A 16,743-nucleotide genomic window follows, 5' to 3' on the forward strand; every position below is an offset into this window, starting at 1 on the left:
AGGCGCACGCGAGGAACCGGAGGGAGGGGCCCGTCACACAGGTGACGGGCCCCTCCCTCCGTGTCCCCGCCCCCTGTGAGCAACCGCACTCACGGCCCAAGTCCCCCGCACGAGGGCACATTTGACGCCCACGTCCCCCTGATCACCGGCTGCTCGGAACCGACTCGGCGGTCCCTTCTGTCACGATGGGCCGCGCCCTTCCGGGTGACGGGAGCCGCCGCGCAGCGCAGCCGGCGTTCCGCTTCCCGCGCCCCTCCGCTGAGTCCTTGGACTCGTCCCCCCGAGTAGCGCGCCTGTGTCTTCCTCGCTCCCCCCTGCCCAGTCCGGGTCCCGCTCGCCCTGGCGCTCCCTGCGGCACCGCAGCATGCGCTGGTGGTCCGTCGCGAACTTCGTGTCCAACGCCGGTACGTGGATGCAGCTCACGGTGCAGAACCTGCTGGTCCTCCAGATCACCGGGTCCGCCGCCGCCACGGGTCTGTCCATGTCCGTACAGGCCGCGCCGGCCCTGCTCATGAGCGTCCTCGGCGGCGCGGCGGTCGACCGCTGGCCGCGGAAGCTGACGGCCGCCGTCAGCCAGGCGCTGCTGGCCGTGATCGCGTTCACCACGGCCACCCTGGTGGCGCTGGACCGGCTCGACATGACGTCCCTGATGGTGCTGGCCGCCGTCACCGGCGTCGTCGCCACCGTCGACAACCCGGCGTGCGCCCTGCTGGGCAACGATCTGGTCCCCGCAGAGGACGTGCCCTCCGCCATCGGCGTGGGCGCGCTGGTCTTCAACGCGGGCCGGCTCGCGGGCGCCGCGCTCGCCGGGGTGACGGTCGGGTTCCTCGGCACGGCCGCCGCCTACTTCGCCAACGGGTTCTCCTTCCTGTTCGTGACCGCGGTCATCCCGTTCCTGCGCCCGGCGGCGGGGGCGGTCCGGCACGTCGTCGGGAAGGGCGGGAAGGGCGAGCGCCCGCAGCCCGCCATGACCGTCCGCGAGGGGATCGCCTTCTTCGCCCGCCGGCCGCGGCTGCTCGCGCTCGCCGGGGTGACCGGCGTCAGCGCCGTCTTCGGCCGCAACTACGGGCTCACGCTCGCCGTCCTGGTCACCGGACCGCTCGCGGGCGGTGCCGGGGCGTTCGGCACGGTGTCCACCGTCCTCGCGGCCGGCGGCATCCTCGGCGCGGTGCTCGGCGCACGGCTGCGCCGGCCGTCCGTGCGGCTGGTCGGCGCCCTCGCGGCGACGGGCGCGCTGCTGCAGGTGGTGGCCGGGATGTCACCGTCACTGGCCGTGCTGCTGGTCCTGGTGCTGCCCATGGCCGTCGTCGAGTCCGTCTCCGACACCGCGGGAACGTCCGTCCTGCAGACCGACCCGCCCGCCCACCTGCGCGGACGCGTGCTCGGCGTCTGGGGCAGCGTCGGCACCGTGTGGAGCCTGGGCGGCCCGCCCGCCCTGGGCCTCCTCATGGAACTGGCCGGCCCGCGCGGCGCCCTGATCACCGGTGGGCTGATCATCGCCGCGTCGATCACGGCGGGCCACCTCCTCCACACCCGCCGCACTCAGACCCCGGTGGTTCTCCGCCCCGAGGCCTTGGAAACAGCGGCGTAAAAACAGCCCGTCCGGGGGCACCCCCTCTGGGGGAGTTCGAGGACAAGGCCCGAAGGGCCGAAAGGGGGTCTGGGGCGCGGCCCCAGGGACGGGAAGGGAAGGGGCGGCGGGGGCGAAGAACCTCCCCGCCCCACCCCTCCCCGTCCGCCCCCCGGCTCACCCGTCCGACGCCCGAAGGGCGACCGCCGCCCGCGCCGCCCGCCGGGCCAGCAACGTCGTGGACCGCCCGTCCAGATACGGCAGCACCACCGCCTGCCCGCCCCAGGCCCGCACCACCTCCGCCTCCGGCAGCTCCTGCACGGAGTAGTCCCCGCCCTTCACCCACACGTCGGGCCGCAGCCGCCCCAGCACCACCTCGGGCGTGTCCTCCTCGAACACCACCACCGCGTCCACACTCCCCAGCGCCGCCAGCACCCTCGCCCGGTCCGCCACCGGCGTCAGCGGCCGCCCCGCCCCCTTCCGCCGGGCGACCGACGCGTCGGAGTTCAGGCACACGATCAGACAGTCCCCGACCCGCCGCGCACTGTCCAGCAGCCCGACGTGTCCCGCGTGCAGCAGATCGAAGCAGCCCCCCGTGGCGACCACCGTCCCCCCGCGCGCCCGCACCTCCTCCGCCAGCTCGAACGCGTCCGCTGCGGCGGACCCGTGCGCGGGACCGGGCACGGCCGGCGCGTGCCACAGGTCCGGATTCCCCGCCCCGCCCGCCGCGACGAACGCCGCCGCCTCGGCGACCGCCCGCTGCAGCGCCTCCTCCGGCAGCAGCCCGTCGGCCAGCGCGGCGACCGTCGTCGCGGCGAAGCAGTCACCCGCGCCGCACGGATCCCCGTCCGCCCGGAACGGCGCCGGGATCAGCATCGGCGTACCCCCGCGCGGCCGGGTCAGCAGCACCCCGCGCTCGCCGAGCGTCACCGCGACGCCCGCCGCCCGCCAGCGCTCCGCCAGTTCCGTCCCGCGCGCGGCGAAGGCACCCAACGACGACCCCGGAGCCCCCGGCACCCCCGGCGAACCGGCGCACAGCGCGACCGCCTCCGCCGCGTTGGGCGTGACCAGGCGCGCCCCCGGCACCGGCGGGTCGCCCTTGGGATGCGGGTCCCACACCAGCGGCGTGTGCCGGGACGCGTCCTCCAGTTGCGGACGCACGGCCCCCGCGGTGTGCCGTCCGTAGTCCGCGACGAGGACGGCGTGCGCGCCCGCGAGCGCCTCGCGCACCGCCTCGTCCGGCTCGCCCGGCGTCCCGCCGCCCCGGTCGATGCGCACCACGGGCCGCCCGCCCGCCAGCACCCGCGTCTTCACCGGCAGCGTGCCGTGCAGCGGCAGCTCGAGGAGCCGGACCCGGCCGCCGAGCTCCCGGCGCACGGCCTCGCTGGCCGGGTCGTCGCCGAGCGCGGTCACCAGCACCACGTCCCGGCCGCCGCGGGCCGCGAGCGCGGCGGCCAGTCCGGCCCCGCCCGGATGCCGGCGGTCACCGGTGACGTCGACGACCGGGGCGGGCGCGTCCGGGGCCAGCCGGGTCGCGACCCCCTCGATGTCCTCGTCGAGCAGGACGTCCCCCACCACCACCAGCGGCTTCGGAACGGTCATGACATCCTCCCGGGGACGGCCGCCGCACCGCGCGCGAGGGGCGCGGCCACGGCGGCGTCGAAACACTCGCAGAGCAGGTGCACGGCGACCAGATGCGTCTCCTGGACGGTCGCGGCGCTGCCCGCCGCCACGCACAGCGCGTCGTCCGCGGCCTCCGCCAGCGGGTTCGGGCCGGGCCCGGTGAGCGCCCAGACCCGCAGCCCGGCCCGCCGGCCCGTCACCGCCGCCGCGATCAGATTGGCGCTGCGTCCCGAGGTGGACAGCAGCATCAGCACGTCGCCGGGACGTCCGTGGGCGGCCACCTGGCGGGCGTAGACGTGGTCGAAGCCGTAGTCGTTGCCGATGGCGGTGACGCTGGAGGTCTCCGCGTGCAGGGCGAGCGCCGAATAGGCGCGCCGCTCCCGGCGGTAACGGCCGACCAGCTCGGCGGTCAGGTGCTGGGCCTGGGCGGCGCTGCCGCCGTTGCCGGCGGCCAGCAGCCGTCCGCCGCCGGTGAGCACGCCGGCGAGGCGTCCGCCCCAGTCGGCGATCCGGGGCAGACCGGTTCTGCGGAAGCCGTCGAGGGCCTCCTGGAGCGACCGGCAGTGCAGCCGGGCGGCTTCGAGGGCGGAGTCTTCGGTCATGGCGTCTCGGGCGCGCCGCCTGGGGGGACGGCGGCGGCACCCGCACCTCCTTCCAACGTCGGACGTCGGCGGCTCAGCCGGTTCCGGTCGCGGCGGGCTCGGCGTCGAGGACCTCGCAGTACGCCGCCTCGGTGGCCGCGGCGATCCGCGCCCAGCCGTAGCGGCTGAGCACCCGGCGACGGCCGGCCGCCCCGCACGCCTGCCGGGCCGCCGGATCGGCGAGCAGGCCGGCCACGGCCCCGGCCAGTGCCCCGGGATCGCCGGGCGGCACCAGCCGGCCGGTGCCCGGATCGGCGACCGTGTCGAGCTGGCCGCCGACCGCGGTGGCCACCACCGGACGGCCGCAGGCCATGGCCTCCAGCGGGACGATCCCGAAGGGCTCGTAGTCGGCGGGGCACAGCACCACGTCGGCGGAGCGCAACAGCGCCGGCACCCGCCCGGCGTCCACCCCGCCGGTGAACCGGACCCGGTCGGCGACCCCGGCGTCCCGCGCGACACCGCGCAGCCGCCGCACCTCCGGGTCGTCGTCGAGGAGTTCCGGCGGAGGCCCGCCGACCACCAGCAGCTCCGTACCGGGCAGCCGCGCCAGCGCGGCCACCGACACCGCGGCGCCCTTGCGCGGCACCAGCCGCCCGAGCTGCACCAGCCGGTACCGGAACGGGCCGCGCGGCGCGACCGGGCCCACCGGCGTGAACCGGTCCGTGTCGACACCGCACGGCACGACCCCGATCCGGTACGCCGGCACACCCATCCGGAGCAGTTCGGCGACCTCGTCCCGGCAGGTGGCGACGATCCGGTCGCAGCCCAGCCCCACCTCGGTCTCGCAGCCGATCCGCTCCGGCGGACTGGTGTCGGCGAGCCCTTGGTGCCGGCGCTTCACCGTGCCCAGCGCGTGATACGTGTGCAGCAGCGGCAGCCCCAGCTCCCGGGCCGCCCCCAGCGAGGCCAGCCCCGACATCCAGTAGTGCGAGTGCACCACGTCCGGGGTGCGCGCCCGCCACTCCCGGGCGAGCCGGCGCCCGAACTCGTCCATGTACGGCAGCAGCCGGTCCTTGGGGACCGGCTCGGCGGGGCCCGCCGGGACGTGGTGCACCTCGACGCCCTCGCGCAGGGTCACCCGGTCGGGCAGACCGGGCGCGTCGCGGCGGGTGTGCACGGTGACGCGGTGGCCGCGGTCGGCGAGCGCCCCGGCCAGGGCGGCGACGTGGACGTTCTGCCCGCCGGCGTCCACACCGCCGAGGGCGGCGAGCGGGCTCGCGTGCTCCGAGACCAGGGCGATGGACAGCACGCCCGGGGCGAGCGGGCCGGAAGCGGGGGTCATGGGCGCACCTCCGTGATCGGTCGCGGCACGGGCCGCGACGGAATGTTCCTGGGCACCCCGGCCCACCACCACGGCCGGACACCGGTTGTCCGCCGGAGCGGACGGGCCCGCCGGCCGCACGGCGGGCGGGCCGGGCGCCTCTCTTCCCGCGGCCGTACGGCTCGGGTGCGGAGGCCCGCCGGAGTGGAGGCCGTGCGTCCCGTCGGCCGGGACGCGGCCCCGGCGGGGACGGTGACACGGTCGCGGGAGGCCACGGGCGGAGGGGCCGCGACCGGGGGCGGCCGGCGGGACGGGCGGGTCACGACAGGAGCCGTTCGCCGGCCGACGGGGAGCACGCGGCAGCGGGGGGACCGGCCCGGTGCGGTCGGGACCGTGCCGTGCGGTGCAGGACGTGGCCGTGCAGCCAGTGCCAGGTCGCGGCGGGCGGGACGAGCACACTGGTGAGGGCCATCGTGACGATCTCGTCGCGGGTGCGCGGACCCGGCAGGATCCGGGCGAGGGCGAACTCGGCGGTCCCCGCCAGCCAGCCCGTGGCACACGCCACCGCCGCACGCGGCCGGCCGGACAGCAGACACCCCGCCGCCGTCAGGCCCGCCGCGGTCAGCGCCAGATGCGCGGGCAGCCGGCCCCGCGGTGCCTGTGCCCGCCGCCACCAGCCACGCCCGTGCAGCCTGGTCATCAGCACGTCGTCGGCGTTGCCCGCCTGGAGCCGTACGGAGATCCAGCGCCCGGCCGGCCGGACCGGGTGGGTGGTGGTGCGGCGGCCCTCGGACAGGATCCAGCCGGCGTCGAGCATCCGCAGCGCCAGGTCCGCGTCCTCCCGGAAGGCCCTGCGGAACCGTTCGTCGAAGCCGCCGACGGCCTCCAGTGCCCGGCGCCGGTACGCCATGTCGGCGGTGATCCAGCGGGCCCGGGCCAGCCCGGCGGTGTTCCGCTCCCAGTCGGTGGGCGGCCGGTCCGGCGGCAGGGGCACCTCGATCCGGGCGGCGATCCCGGCGGTCGCGACGCTCGCCCCGGCGAGGTCGAGCGCCAGGTCGTCGGCCCAGGTGGGGCCGGGCACCACGTCGTCGTCGAGGAAGACGACCCACGGCGCGTCCCCGGCGGCCCGCCACCCGGTGTTGCGGGCGGCGGCCGGACCCCGCGCCCCGCCGGGGACGACGAGGGTGCGCGAGCGCAGCGACGGCGGGACGGCGGCGGTCAGCGGCGCACCGGCCGCGTCCGGGCGGTCGTCGACCACCACGACCCGCGCCGGGCCGGGCCCGTCCGTCTCGGCCAGCGCCCGCAGACACCGGCCGAGTTCGGGCCGGCCGAGCGTCGGCACCACCACCGCGTACTCCCCGTCCGGGGCGGCCGGCCCGGTCACCGGGAACCCTCGCCGCCGTCGCCGGAGCGGAACAGATCACCGCGCCGGATCGCGTACGGGCCGATGGCCAGGAGATCGACGGGGGCGGAGCCGAAGCACTCCAGGGCGTCGCGCGGGTCGTCCACCATCGGCCGGCCCGCCGTGTTGAGGCTGGTGTTGACGACCACGGGCAGCCCGGTCAGCCGCTCGAACTCGCCCAGCATCCGGGCCACCAGGGGTTCGCGCGCCGCGTCGACCGTCTGGACGCGGGCGGTGCCGTCCACATGGACCACGGCCGGGACGCGGTCCCGCCAGGCGGGGGCCACCTCGTGCACGAACAGCATGTACGGGCTGGGCAGCGGCCCGTCGAAGATCCCGGCGGCCCGTTCGGCGAGCACCATCGGCGCGACCGGCCGGAACTGCTCGCGCCCCTTGACGTCGTTGAGCCGCTCCAGGTTGCCCGCGTGTCCGGGGTGGGCCAGCAGCGAGCGGTGACCGAGCGCACGGGGCCCGTACTCGCTGCGCCCTTGGAACCAGGCGACGATGCCGTTGTCCGCCAGGGTCCGGGCCACGGTGGCGGCGATGTCCGCCGGCCGCTCGAAGGGGACGGAGGCCGTCTTCAGCCATGCTCCCAGCTCCGCGTCGGTCCAGTCCCGGCCGAGGTCGGCGCCGGTCATCGGCTCGGGCTCGTCACCGGCGCCGGCGGACAGCAGCAGGGCTCCGCCGAGCGCGGTCCCCGCGTCCCCGGCCGCGGGCTGCACCCACACCCGGGAGAACGGACCCTCGCGGGCGATACGGGAGTTGGCCACGCAGTTCAGGGCGACGCCCCCGGCGAGGGTGAGGACCGAGCCGTGGGTACGGCCGTGCAGCCAGCGCACCAGGTCCAGCAGGGTCTCCTCCAGCACGGCCTGCGCGCTCGCGGCGACATCGGCGTGGTCCCGGGTCCACGGCTCGTCCGGGCCGCGCGGCGCGCACAGGTCGTGCCAGGGCACGCCGGCGGCGTGGAAGCCGCCGTCGCCGGTCGGATACACGTACCGGCGCAGTTCGGGCAGCATGCGCGGGGTGCCGTGGGAGGCGAGGGCCATCACCTTGAACTCGTCACAGGAGCGCAGGAAGCCCAGGTGCTCGGTGAGTTCCTCGTAGACCAGGCCGAGCGAGTGGGGGAGGTCCTGGGCGCGCAGGGGTTCGAGCCGGTCGCCCACCCGGCGGGCGGCGAGGTGCGAGGCGCGCTCGCCGCGGCCGTCCAGCACCAGCACGGAGCAGTCCCCGGCGTCCGGCGCGGCGAAGGCGCCGGAGGCGGCGTGCGCCATGTGGTGCGGTACGAAGCGGACGAGACCGGGGTCGAGTCCGGGCAGCGCGGTCCGCAGGAAGCCGGGGGCCTCCCGTGCGTAGGTGAGCCGCAGGTGGTCCCACGGGTCGTGCAGGCCCATCGCGCCGGCGGGGCGGGCCAGCGCCGGGTCGAAGGAGTAGGCGACCGCGTCGAGGTCCTCCGGGCGCAGCCCGGCCCGCTTCAGACACCAGGCGGCGGCCTGCTCCGGCAGCTCCCAGGCGGAGAACGGCAGCGGGCGCTTGCCGTGCTTGCGCCGGGAGAATCTCTCCTCCTCCGCGGCGGCGACGGTCCGCCCGTCGATCACCAGGGCGGCCGCGGGGTCGTGGAAGAGGGCGTTGATTCCGAGGATGCGCATGGCGGACGGGCCTTTCGCTCAGCGGCGTGCTTCGGCGCGGAACCAGTCGATCGTGCGGCGCAGCCCCTCCTCGGCGGCCACCTGGGGCTCCCAGCCGAGCTTGTCGCGGGCCAGTGTGATGTCCGGGCAGCGCACGGCCGGGTCGTCCACCGGGCGTTCGATGTAGCGGACCTCCGAACGGGAACCCGCGAGCGCGATGACGAGACGGGCCAGGCCCAGCATGGTGATCTCGCCGGGGTTGCCGATGTTGACGGGGCCGCGCATGCCGTGGGCGGCCGCCGCGAGGACGCCGGCCACCGTGTCGTCGACGTAGCACAGCGAGCGGGTCTGCAGTCCGTCACCGGTCACGGTGAGGGGTTCGCCGGCCAGGGCCTGCCGCACGAAGGTCGGTACGGCGCGGCCGTCGTGGCCGCGCATCCGCGGGCCGTAGGTGTTGAACAGCCGCACGATGCAGGTGTCCGTGCCGCGGGTCTCCGCGTGGGCGGTGGTCAGGGCCTCGCCGAAGCGCTTGGCCTCGTCGTAGACACTGCGCGGGCCGACCGGGTTGACGTGGCCCCAGTACCGTTCGTCCTGCGGGTTCTGCTGGGGGTCGCCGTAGACCTCCGAGGTGGAGGCGAGGACGAAGCGGGCCTCGGCGTCCTGGGCGAGCCTCAGGGCGTTGCGGGTGCCGAGACTGCCCGTCTCCAGGGTGTGCAGCGGCAGCCGCAGATAGTCCGCCGGGGAGGCGGGGGAGGCGAAGTGCAGCACCAGGTCGGTCGGCCGGTCGACCGGCAGCTCCTGCGCCACGTTGGCCCGTACGAGCGTGAACCCGGGCCGTTCGAGCAGCGGGGCGATGTTCTCCGGACGGCCGGTGCTGAGGTCGTCCACGCAGGTGACGGCGGCACCCGCGTCGAGCAGGGCGGCACACAGATGGGACCCGACGAACCCCGCCCCACCGGTGACGACGGCGTGCTCCCACTTCCGCGATATGACGGTACTCATACCGCCCACCCTGACCCCGCCCCCACCCCCCGGCACGGCGACCTGGTGCGATCGAGTGAATGACAGAACGTGACCCGCATGCCGCCGTTCGTTCCCGCGGGCAGTCGTGCCTCCCCCAGTGCCTTAAGGGCCTGGGAGGTACCCCCAGGGCGGCACGGGTGGGCGGTGGGGGTACCTCCCGCTCGAGCGCAGCCGAGAGTGGGGGAGGCACCCCGCGAGCGCCGGGCCGCGCAACCCGCCCCCGTCCCGCACCCACGCACGGCACCCCGCCAACGCCGGACCCGGCAGGAAGCCACGGGTCACGTCACCAGCGTGGCATCCGGATCGAGCCGACCAAGAAGCCCCGACCGGTGAAGCCCCGCCACCGGAGCCACCAGATCGGGATGCCGCAGCAACGCCGCCGCCCGGCGATCCGCCTCATCGGGCGCCACGAGCCGACGGAACTCGGCGGCCACGGGCCCCTCCGTGAGCGCGCTCACCGCAAGAGCGGCCAGCTCGGTATCGGCCAGCAGGCACACCGCCCAGCTCGCCACCACCTCGTCGACCCACGTACGCCACGCCTCGCCCGAGCCCTCCGCATCCGCCCCGGTCACCCAGTCGAGCCGCCCCGACCCCCCGGGCCCCGCCAGTCCGACCAGGGCGGCGTCCATCTCCGTGGGATACCGCAGCCGTGCCGCGACGGTCACCGCCTGCCGCGCCTGCGCCTCGCACAGCGCGGCGGCCAGCGCCCCGCCGGGCGCGGGAAAGGAACACGTCAGCCACTGCGCCGTCGCCGCGATGACCGGTGAGAGATCTGCTTGCACTGCCGGGCCGCCCGAGCTGCTGGGGTGAAAGGACCGCGCGGAACGCTAGCCGCCGCCCCACCCGTCCCGATATGACCCCGGCCTCCTTCGGCACGTGGCCTCGGCCACATCCGAACGGGTGGCCCCGCCCCGCCCGGAGTGTCCCGCCATCCCCCCGGGGCACCCGACGGCGGTGGACGTACTCAGCCGCCCCCTGCTCGACCGCACCCTTCCACTGCTGGCCGAGGGCTACGCCTGGCTGCCCAACCGGATGCGCGACACCCCCGGCCCCGTGGTCCGCACCCGGATCCTGGGCCGGCCCGCCCTCGCCCTGCGTGGCCCCGAAGCGGTGCGGTTCTTCTACGACGAGCGGAACGTGCACCGGCACCGTGCCATCCCCGAACCCGTGCTCGCCACCCTGTTCGGCCACGAGGCGGTGCACACCCTCGACGGCGTCGCCCACCGTGCCCGCAAGTCCCTGTTCCTGCCGCTGCTCGCCCCCGGCCGGATCGCCGGCCTCGTCGACCACGTGACCGGGGCCTGGGACGAGGCCGTACCCGCCTGGGGCCGGCGCGGCTCCGTCGTGCTGTTCGACGAGGCGGCCACGGTGCTCACCACCGGGGCCCACCGGTGGGCCGGCATACCGCTGGACGACGCCGGCGCGGAGGCGACGGCCCGCGACATGATCGCCATGGTCGACGGCTTCGCCACCGCCGGACCGCGCCACCTGCGGGCCCGGCGCGCCCGCGCCCGGCAGGAGGACCGGCTGGGCCGGCTGGTGCGGGACGTGCGGTCCGGCACGGTCACCGCCCCCGAGGACTCGGTCCTCGACCTGGTGTGCCGGCACCGCGACGCGGACGGCGGGCCGCTCGACGAGAAGACGGCCGCGGTGGAACTGCTCAACGTCGTCCGCCCGACGACCGCCGTCGCCTGGTTCGTCGCCTTCACCGCGCACGCCCTGCACAAGTGGCCCGAGCACCGGGCACCCCTCGCGGACGGGGACGTCCCGTTCACCGCCGCGTTCATCCACGAGGTGCGCCGCTTCTACCCGTTCGTGCCGTTCCTCGGCGGTCTGGCCGCCCGGGACCTGTACTGGCGGGGCGAGTGGGTCCCGGCCGGGGGACTGGTGGTGCTCGACGTGTACGGCCAGAACCACGACGAGTCGCTGTGGGGCGATCCGTACGCCTTCCGCCCGCGGCGTTTCCTCGAACGGCCCGTGGAGCGCGACGAACTGATCCCGCAGGGCGGCGGCGACCCGGCCGCCGGCCACCGCTGCCCCGGCGAGGGCATCACCGTCGGCGTGCTGGAGGCGCTCGCGGTGCGGCTCGCCCGGATGGAGTACACGGTGCCGGAGCAGAATCTCGCGATCCCGCTGCACCGGGTCCCGACCCGTCCGCACAGCGGCGTGCTCCTGTCCGGCGTACGCCCGCCCGCCGTCTCCTCGTGATGCCGTAACCCCGCGGCCTGTTGAGGAAGTACGGTCCCGGCCGCGTGCGGAAACGGCGCCGGCGCCGGCACAGGGCCGGTGCCGACGCCGTACGGTCATGCCGTCACAGCCGCTGCCACAGCGCCGGGGTGCCGGCGGGCGCCCACGCGCCCTGCGCCTGGTGGGTCTGGAGGCACTGGTACGTCACACCGTCACGGGTCACGGTGGCGCCCACCTCGTAGACCCGGCCCGCGGTCCACGCCTCGGCGCCGCCCTCCTGCTGCCCCGGCGTCGTCTGCGCGGCGGCGGTGGTCAGGGTGAGCCCGAAGTCGCCGAGGATCGGGTTGACCGGCTGGTAGAACGTCGTACCGCCGCCGGTGCAGTCACCGGAACCGCCGGAGGTGACCCCCTGCGCCTGAGCGCCCGCGACGTACGGACCGCCGGAGTCGCCCGGCTCGGCGCACACCGTCGTCCGGGTCAGCCCGTCGACCGTGCCCTCGGGGTAGCTGACGCTGGTGTCGTGCTGCTCGATGGTCCCGCAGTGCCATCCGGTGGTCGAGCCGGAGCGGCACACCGACGCCCCGACGAGCGCCTGCGCCGAACCGGTGACCTGCACCTCCTGGCCGTCCTGCGCCTTGACGTCGGGCGTGGGCGTCCACTGGTCGTTGGTCGCCACCCACGCCATGTCCTCGCCGGGGAAGACGGAGGCCTGGAAGACGCCCTGCGCGGTGCGGTCGTACCCGGTGGTGGTCGCGCCGGCCCTGCCGCAGTGACCGGCGGTGACGAAGCCCGGCTGCTCGCCCCGGGTGACGGAGAAGCCGACGGAGCAGCGCGCGGAGTCGTCGATGTAGAAGGCGTCGCCGCCGGTGATGTCCTGGAGCAGGCGCGGCCGTGCCGTCGTCATCCGGATGCCGACGTCCGCGCCTTCGAGCCCCGCGGCCTTGACGAAGGCGTTGCCGGCCTCCTGACTCGTCGCCTGCACCATGATCCGGTTCTCCGGTACGTCGACGTACCAGACGGGCGTGTCGAGGGTCTGGACGCGCTCGGCCGCCGCGTCCAGCTTCGCCTTGTCCGCCTCCAGGGCGGCCAGCGTCCGCCGGACCACCTTGGCCGTGGCGCCCTGGGCCTCGATGGCCGGCACGTCCTTGGCGTCGGTGGTCGCGACCGTGAGCTCCTCGGCCGTCCTGCCGCGCACCCAGGCACCGGCGAACCGGTCGCCGAGCGCGTTGCGCAGCCGGCCCGCCCGGGAACCCGCCTCGGCCTCGTTGACCAGCCGCTCGGAGGCCTGGGCCTCGTCCAGCCTCAGGTCGCGCCGGAGGGCGGCGAGCAGATGGGGCGACGGCCGGTCGGCGCCCAGGGTCTGGGCGGCGCCGGGCGTCGGCCCCGCCGGGGGCGTGGCATCGGCCGCCGCGGCGTAAGGGAGTCCGGCGAGGACGAGGGCGCCGAGCGCCGTGAACGCCGACCGGCGCGCGGCCCGGGCGTGTCTGAGGACCATTCGGTATGTCTCCTTCATGGGTGGCGAAGCTGTGGAGGCGACCTCAGACCTTTCCCGTGAAGCCCGGCAAAATGTCGGGACACGCCGGATTCGCCGCGTCGGTGACCCGAACGGACCCGAGTGCGGTACCGGTGTGCGCCGGCGGCCACCCGGACGGGTCACACCGGCGTCAGACCCGGCGAGCCCGCCTCGGTGACGAAGGAGGCGGCCGTGGAGACGGGGGCGCCCGGCGTCGTCACGACCGGCACGACACGGAAATCGGCCCGCGCGTTCTCCCGGCCCAGCTCGACGCGCACATAGCCGCGCCGGCCGTCGTAGAACCTCAGGTGGGGGTTGGCCCGCAGGTAGGTGTCCCAGTTGGCCGGGTGCTCCGCGCCGTCGCGGCCGCTGGCGACGGAGGTGCAGGTCAGCTCCGTGCCCAGAGTGGCGGAGCCGGGGTCGTCGAAGTCGTCCTTGATGTCGAAGGCGTACGCGACGTGGACGTCACCGGTGAGGACCAGCCAGTTGGCGACACCGGCCGCCTTCGCGCCCGCGACCAGTCGGCCGCGACCGGCGCGGTAGCCGTCCCAGGCGTCCATGGAGACCTTCGCCTCGGCGTTCAGGTCCAGTCTGCGCTGCGAGAAGCACACCTGTTGGGGCATCACGTTCCACAGCGCCGTCGACGTGCCCCACCCGTCGAGCAGCCAGCGCTCCTGGGCGTCCCCGGTGAGGGTGCGCGCCGGGTCGTCCGACTCGGGTCCGGGCACGTGGGGGGTGTCGCCGTAGGCCTGGTCGGAGCGGTACTGGCGGGTGTCGAGGATGTCGAACTGGGCGAGGGTGCCCCAGTGCAGCCGGCGGAACAGCCGGGCGTCGGGTCCCTCGGGGAACTGGTCGGCGCGCAGCGGCTGGTTCTCCCAGTAGGCGCGGTAGGCGGCGGCGCGGCGGGTCAGGAACAGCGCCGGGTCGCTGCCGTTCTCGTCGATCGCGCCCGCGTAGTTGTTCTCTGTCTCGTGGTCGTCCCAGGTGACGACGAACGGGTGGGCGGCGTGCACGGCCCGCAGGTCGGGGTCGCTCTTGTAGAGCGCGTAGCGCATCCGGTAGTCCGCCAGGGTCGTCGTCTCGCGGTTGAACACGGCCGGCAGCACGACGTCGGTGTAACCGCGGGCGCCGCCCGCGGAGTTCACGGCGTACTCGTACAGGTAGTCGCCGAGGTGGAACACCACGTCGACGTCCTCCCGCGCGAGGTGCCGGTGCACCGTGTAGTAGCCGTCGTGGTACGCCTGGCAGGCGACCGCGGCCAGTCTCAGGCCCGCGGTGTCGGCGCCGGCCGGGGGAGCGGTACGGGTGCGGCCGGTGGGGCTGATCCAGGTGCCCGTGCGGAACCGGTAGTAGTAGTGGCTGTCCGCTTCCAGGCCCTTCACGTCGACGCGCACGCTGTGGGCGTACTCGGGATACGCGAGGGCGGTGCCCCGCCACACGACCAGGGCGAAGGACTCGTCGAGCGCCACTTCCCAGGAGACCTCCACCCGCTGCTGCCCGAGCCCTCCGTCCGGTTCGAAGGGGGCCGGTGCCAGCCGGGTCCAGATGAGCACCGAGTCGGGCAGCGGGTCCCCGGAGGCGACGCCGAGCGTGAACGGGTCCTCGGTGATGCGGGCCGCGTCGAGCCGGGGCGCGGCGAAGGCGCCGCGCGCGGGGAGGTTGGTGGTGAAGGCGAGGGCGGCGGCCGCGGCGGTGAGGGTGAGGAAGCGGCGGCGGGCCGGATGCCGTGCGGCGGCGCGCAGTTCGGCGTCGTGCGGGGCGAGGGTGAGCGCGGACGACGGTCCGGTACGGCCCGACAGCGCCATGGGGTGTCCTCTCGTACGGGGCGGGCGGGGACGGACGCGAGGCGCAGGCCGGCGGTGACGCGGGCAGGCGAGCGCGACCGGGCCCCGGGCGCGTGCGGGGCGACGCGGATCACGGGACACGGAGCCAGCATGGTAAGCAGATAAAATGCGCAAAAGGTGCACACCGTGCGGGGTGTTCACACGAGAGGACCTGTACGGGCCGGACCCGAGCAGAGAAAAGCGCCGCCGGTGCGGCCGGCGGCGCTGGGTCGGCGGGCGGGCTCAGGCGGTGGCCGCCCCCGTGCCGGCGCCCACACGGTCGCGGACCGGCAGGTGGTAGACGTGGAAGGCACGGCCGATGACCGGCTGGGCGACGTTGCGCACCTTCACGCCCCCCGTCGTCATGCCGTGCTCGCTGCCGGCGTGCGCGTGCCCGTGCACGGCGAGGTCGGCGCCGGCCGTGTCGATCGCCTCGGCCAGCAGATAGCTGCCCAGGAACGGATAGATCTCCAGCGGCTCCCCGGCCAGGGTCTCCGGCACGGGGGAGTAGTGGGTGAGGGCGATCCGGACGTCGCAGCCCTCCCGGTCCAGCTTCTCCAGCGAGGCCCGCAGGCCGTCGGCGCACCGGCGGGAGAGGCGCACGAACTCCTTCATCACCGGCTCGCCGAACTCCCCGGCGCTCGCCCCGACGAACCCGCCGCCGAACCCCTTGGTGCCGGCCACCCCGACGCGCGCGTCACCGGCCCGCACGACCGCCGACTCCCCCTCCAGGACGTGGGCGCCGGCGTCCCGCAGGACGGCCGTGACCTCGTCCTGCCGGTCGTCGTGGTGGTCGTGGTTGCCGAGCACGGCGACCACGGGGACGCCCAGGCCCCGGATCTCGTCGGCCACCACGCGGGCCTCCTCGACGGTGCCGTGCCGGGTGAGGTCCCCGGCCAGCAGCAGGAGGTCGGCGCACTCGGGCAGGGTGTCGAACGCGGGACGGAGCGTGCCCCGGGTGTCGGGCCCCATGTGGATGTCGCCGACGGCGGCGATCCGGATCATGACAGTTCCTCCGCGTGGTCGGGTGACGAGGTCTCGCTGATCACGACGTCGCAGTGCACCTCGAGCCCGGCGAGCTCCTCCCGTACGGCGCTCAGGACGTCCTCGCGGCACCGGGCGGAGGGAACGGTCCCGGTGACCAGTACGTCCTTGCCGCGGACCTCGACCCGCACGCCGAGTTCGCCGAGCTCGCCGGCGGCGAGACGGTCCTGGAGGTGGGCGACGCGGTACTCCGGGCTCGCCGCCGGTGTGCCGCCTGCGGATCCGGCGTCGTGGGTGTTCATGAGCGTTCCCTTCCGCGGACGTTCAGATGACGTTCAGGCGTTCCAGGAGGAAGAAGAAGGCGGCCGGCATGGGCTCGTCCCCGCAGTCGCGCCGCACCCGCTCCCAGTCGACCTTCTCGCGCAGGGCGCGGGCGATGGGCAGGACGGCCCCGAAGTCGCAGTGGTGCTCCGAGAAGGCGGCCAGCAGGCCGGTCAGCAGATCGGTGGGCGCCAGGACCGGCATGCGCACCGACTCCACCGGCAGTTCCGACGCCCGCCGGAGCATCTCGGTGGAGACGGGCCGGTGCGCCAGCTCGAAGATGAGGTCCACGTCCTGGCCGAAGCAGGTGGCCTTGATCAGCCAGTCCTCGGGCGGGGTGTACACCGTCAGCCCGGCCTCGCGGAGCGTGGCGGCCACCGACTCGGCGTCCTCGGGCCGGACACAGAAGTCGACGTCGTGCTGGAGGTTCCCGCTGCCGCCGTGGGCGTGCACGGCGACGCTGCCGGCCAGGGCGAACAGGTGCCCGCCCCGCTTGAGCACCGCGCCGACCTGCTTGGCCGCCTCCAGGATCGCCTGATTGCGGTCGCGGGGCAGCTCGGGGTCGTCCTCCTGATCCCGTGCGCCGCTGCGCACGGTGTGCGCCGGCACCGGTCCCGGGGCGTCCGTGGCCAGACGGAGCTCCCGGGTCCCCGGGGGCCGGGCGAGCGTGGCGTCCTCGCCGTTCTCCGTCATGACCACTCCCTTCGCCGGCCGGACGGTCCGCACGTCCGCTGTGTGCCTGCACCTAGTACCCGGCGTGCCCGTTCCGA

At 75.5% G+C, this 16,743-nt stretch carries 14 protein-coding genes; 2 read left to right on the forward strand and 12 right to left on the reverse strand.

Translation table 11 applies throughout. The features are described 5' to 3' along the window. Positions 1 to 364: 364 nt before the first annotated feature. Positions 365 to 1,591 carry an MFS transporter gene (locus ACF1DX_RS24575; protein ID WP_391793520.1) on the forward strand — a complete coding sequence of 409 codons (1,227 nt, stop codon included), beginning with the start codon at positions 365 to 367 and terminating at the stop codon, positions 1,589 to 1,591. 156 nt (positions 1,592 to 1,747) lie between these two features. Here ACF1DX_RS24575 and rfaE2 read toward each other — a convergent pair whose 3' ends face one another. The 7 genes from rfaE2 to ACF1DX_RS24610 all read right to left on the reverse strand — a co-directional run bounded on the left by rfaE2 (position 1,748) and on the right by ACF1DX_RS24610 (position 9,927). Then, entirely contained in the window at positions 1,748 to 3,172 is a 1,425-nt protein-coding gene (gene rfaE2, locus ACF1DX_RS24580) for a D-glycero-beta-D-manno-heptose 1-phosphate adenylyltransferase (RefSeq protein ID WP_391793282.1), read from the reverse strand. Then, positions 3,169 to 3,795, reverse strand: coding sequence for an SIS domain-containing protein (locus tag ACF1DX_RS24585; protein WP_030869541.1), 627 nt, complete (start codon positions 3,793 to 3,795; stop codon positions 3,169 to 3,171). Before ACF1DX_RS24585 ends, rfaE2 begins: the two co-directional genes overlap by 4 nt. A 73-nt stretch (positions 3,796 to 3,868) precedes the next feature. Beyond that, on the reverse strand, positions 3,869 to 5,116 hold the full coding sequence (locus ACF1DX_RS24590) for a glycosyltransferase (protein WP_391793283.1): 1,248 nt from the start codon (positions 5,114 to 5,116) through the stop codon (positions 3,869 to 3,871). Positions 5,117 to 5,414: 298 nt separating this feature from the next. After that, positions 5,415 to 6,479, reverse strand: a complete 1,065-nt coding sequence (locus tag ACF1DX_RS24595; protein WP_391793284.1) for a glycosyltransferase family 2 protein — start codon at positions 6,477 to 6,479, stop codon at positions 5,415 to 5,417. Further along, positions 6,476 to 8,143, reverse strand: coding sequence for a carbamoyltransferase (locus ACF1DX_RS24600; RefSeq protein ID WP_391793285.1), 1,668 nt, complete (start codon positions 8,141 to 8,143; stop codon positions 6,476 to 6,478). Before ACF1DX_RS24600 ends, ACF1DX_RS24595 begins: the two co-directional genes overlap by 4 nt. Positions 8,144 to 8,161: 18 nt before the next feature. After that, positions 8,162 to 9,124 carry an NAD-dependent epimerase/dehydratase family protein gene (locus tag ACF1DX_RS24605; protein WP_391793286.1) on the reverse strand — a complete coding sequence of 321 codons (963 nt, stop codon included), beginning with the start codon at positions 9,122 to 9,124 and terminating at the stop codon, positions 8,162 to 8,164. A 299-nt stretch (positions 9,125 to 9,423) separates the two neighbouring features. After that, positions 9,424 to 9,927, reverse strand: coding sequence for a hypothetical protein (locus ACF1DX_RS24610; protein WP_391793287.1), 504 nt, complete (start codon positions 9,925 to 9,927; stop codon positions 9,424 to 9,426). A 172-nt stretch (positions 9,928 to 10,099) separates the two neighbouring features. Here ACF1DX_RS24610 and ACF1DX_RS24615 point away from each other — a divergent pair, with 172 nt between their 5' ends. Next, positions 10,100 to 11,353 (forward strand): cytochrome P450, encoded by a 1,254-nt coding sequence (locus ACF1DX_RS24615; RefSeq protein ID WP_391793288.1) that lies wholly within the window; start codon positions 10,100 to 10,102, stop codon positions 11,351 to 11,353. Positions 11,354 to 11,456: 103 nt separating this feature from the next. Here the strand turns inward: ACF1DX_RS24615 and ACF1DX_RS24620 are convergent, their stop codons facing one another. From ACF1DX_RS24620 to ACF1DX_RS24640, 5 genes are all read right to left on the reverse strand, one after another. Then, positions 11,457 to 12,827 carry a trypsin-like serine protease gene (locus tag ACF1DX_RS24620; RefSeq protein WP_391793289.1) on the reverse strand — a complete coding sequence of 457 codons (1,371 nt, stop codon included), beginning with the start codon at positions 12,825 to 12,827 and terminating at the stop codon, positions 11,457 to 11,459. A gap of 158 nt (positions 12,828 to 12,985) precedes the next feature. After that, positions 12,986 to 14,650, reverse strand: a complete 1,665-nt coding sequence (locus ACF1DX_RS24625; protein WP_391793290.1) for an alkaline phosphatase D family protein — start codon at positions 14,648 to 14,650, stop codon at positions 12,986 to 12,988. A gap of 261 nt (positions 14,651 to 14,911) precedes the next feature. Further along, a complete protein-coding gene (locus ACF1DX_RS24630) occupies positions 14,912 to 15,673 on the reverse strand; it encodes a metallophosphoesterase (protein WP_352383174.1) in 762 nt (253 codons plus the stop codon). After that, complete coding sequence (locus tag ACF1DX_RS24635) at positions 15,670 to 15,954, reverse strand: BON domain-containing protein (protein ID WP_391793291.1); 285 nt, start codon at positions 15,952 to 15,954, stop codon at positions 15,670 to 15,672. The genes ACF1DX_RS24630 and ACF1DX_RS24635 overlap by 4 nt, the downstream gene beginning before the upstream one ends. A 22-nt stretch (positions 15,955 to 15,976) precedes the next feature. Continuing rightward, positions 15,977 to 16,666 carry a nucleotidyltransferase family protein gene (locus ACF1DX_RS24640; protein WP_391793292.1) on the reverse strand — a complete coding sequence of 230 codons (690 nt, stop codon included), beginning with the start codon at positions 16,664 to 16,666 and terminating at the stop codon, positions 15,977 to 15,979. Positions 16,667 to 16,743 lie beyond the last annotated feature (77 nt).

The sequence above is a fragment of the Streptomyces sp. NPDC014676 genome, from assembly GCF_043084105.1.
Lineage (GTDB): Bacteria > Actinomycetota > Actinomycetes > Streptomycetales > Streptomycetaceae > Streptomyces.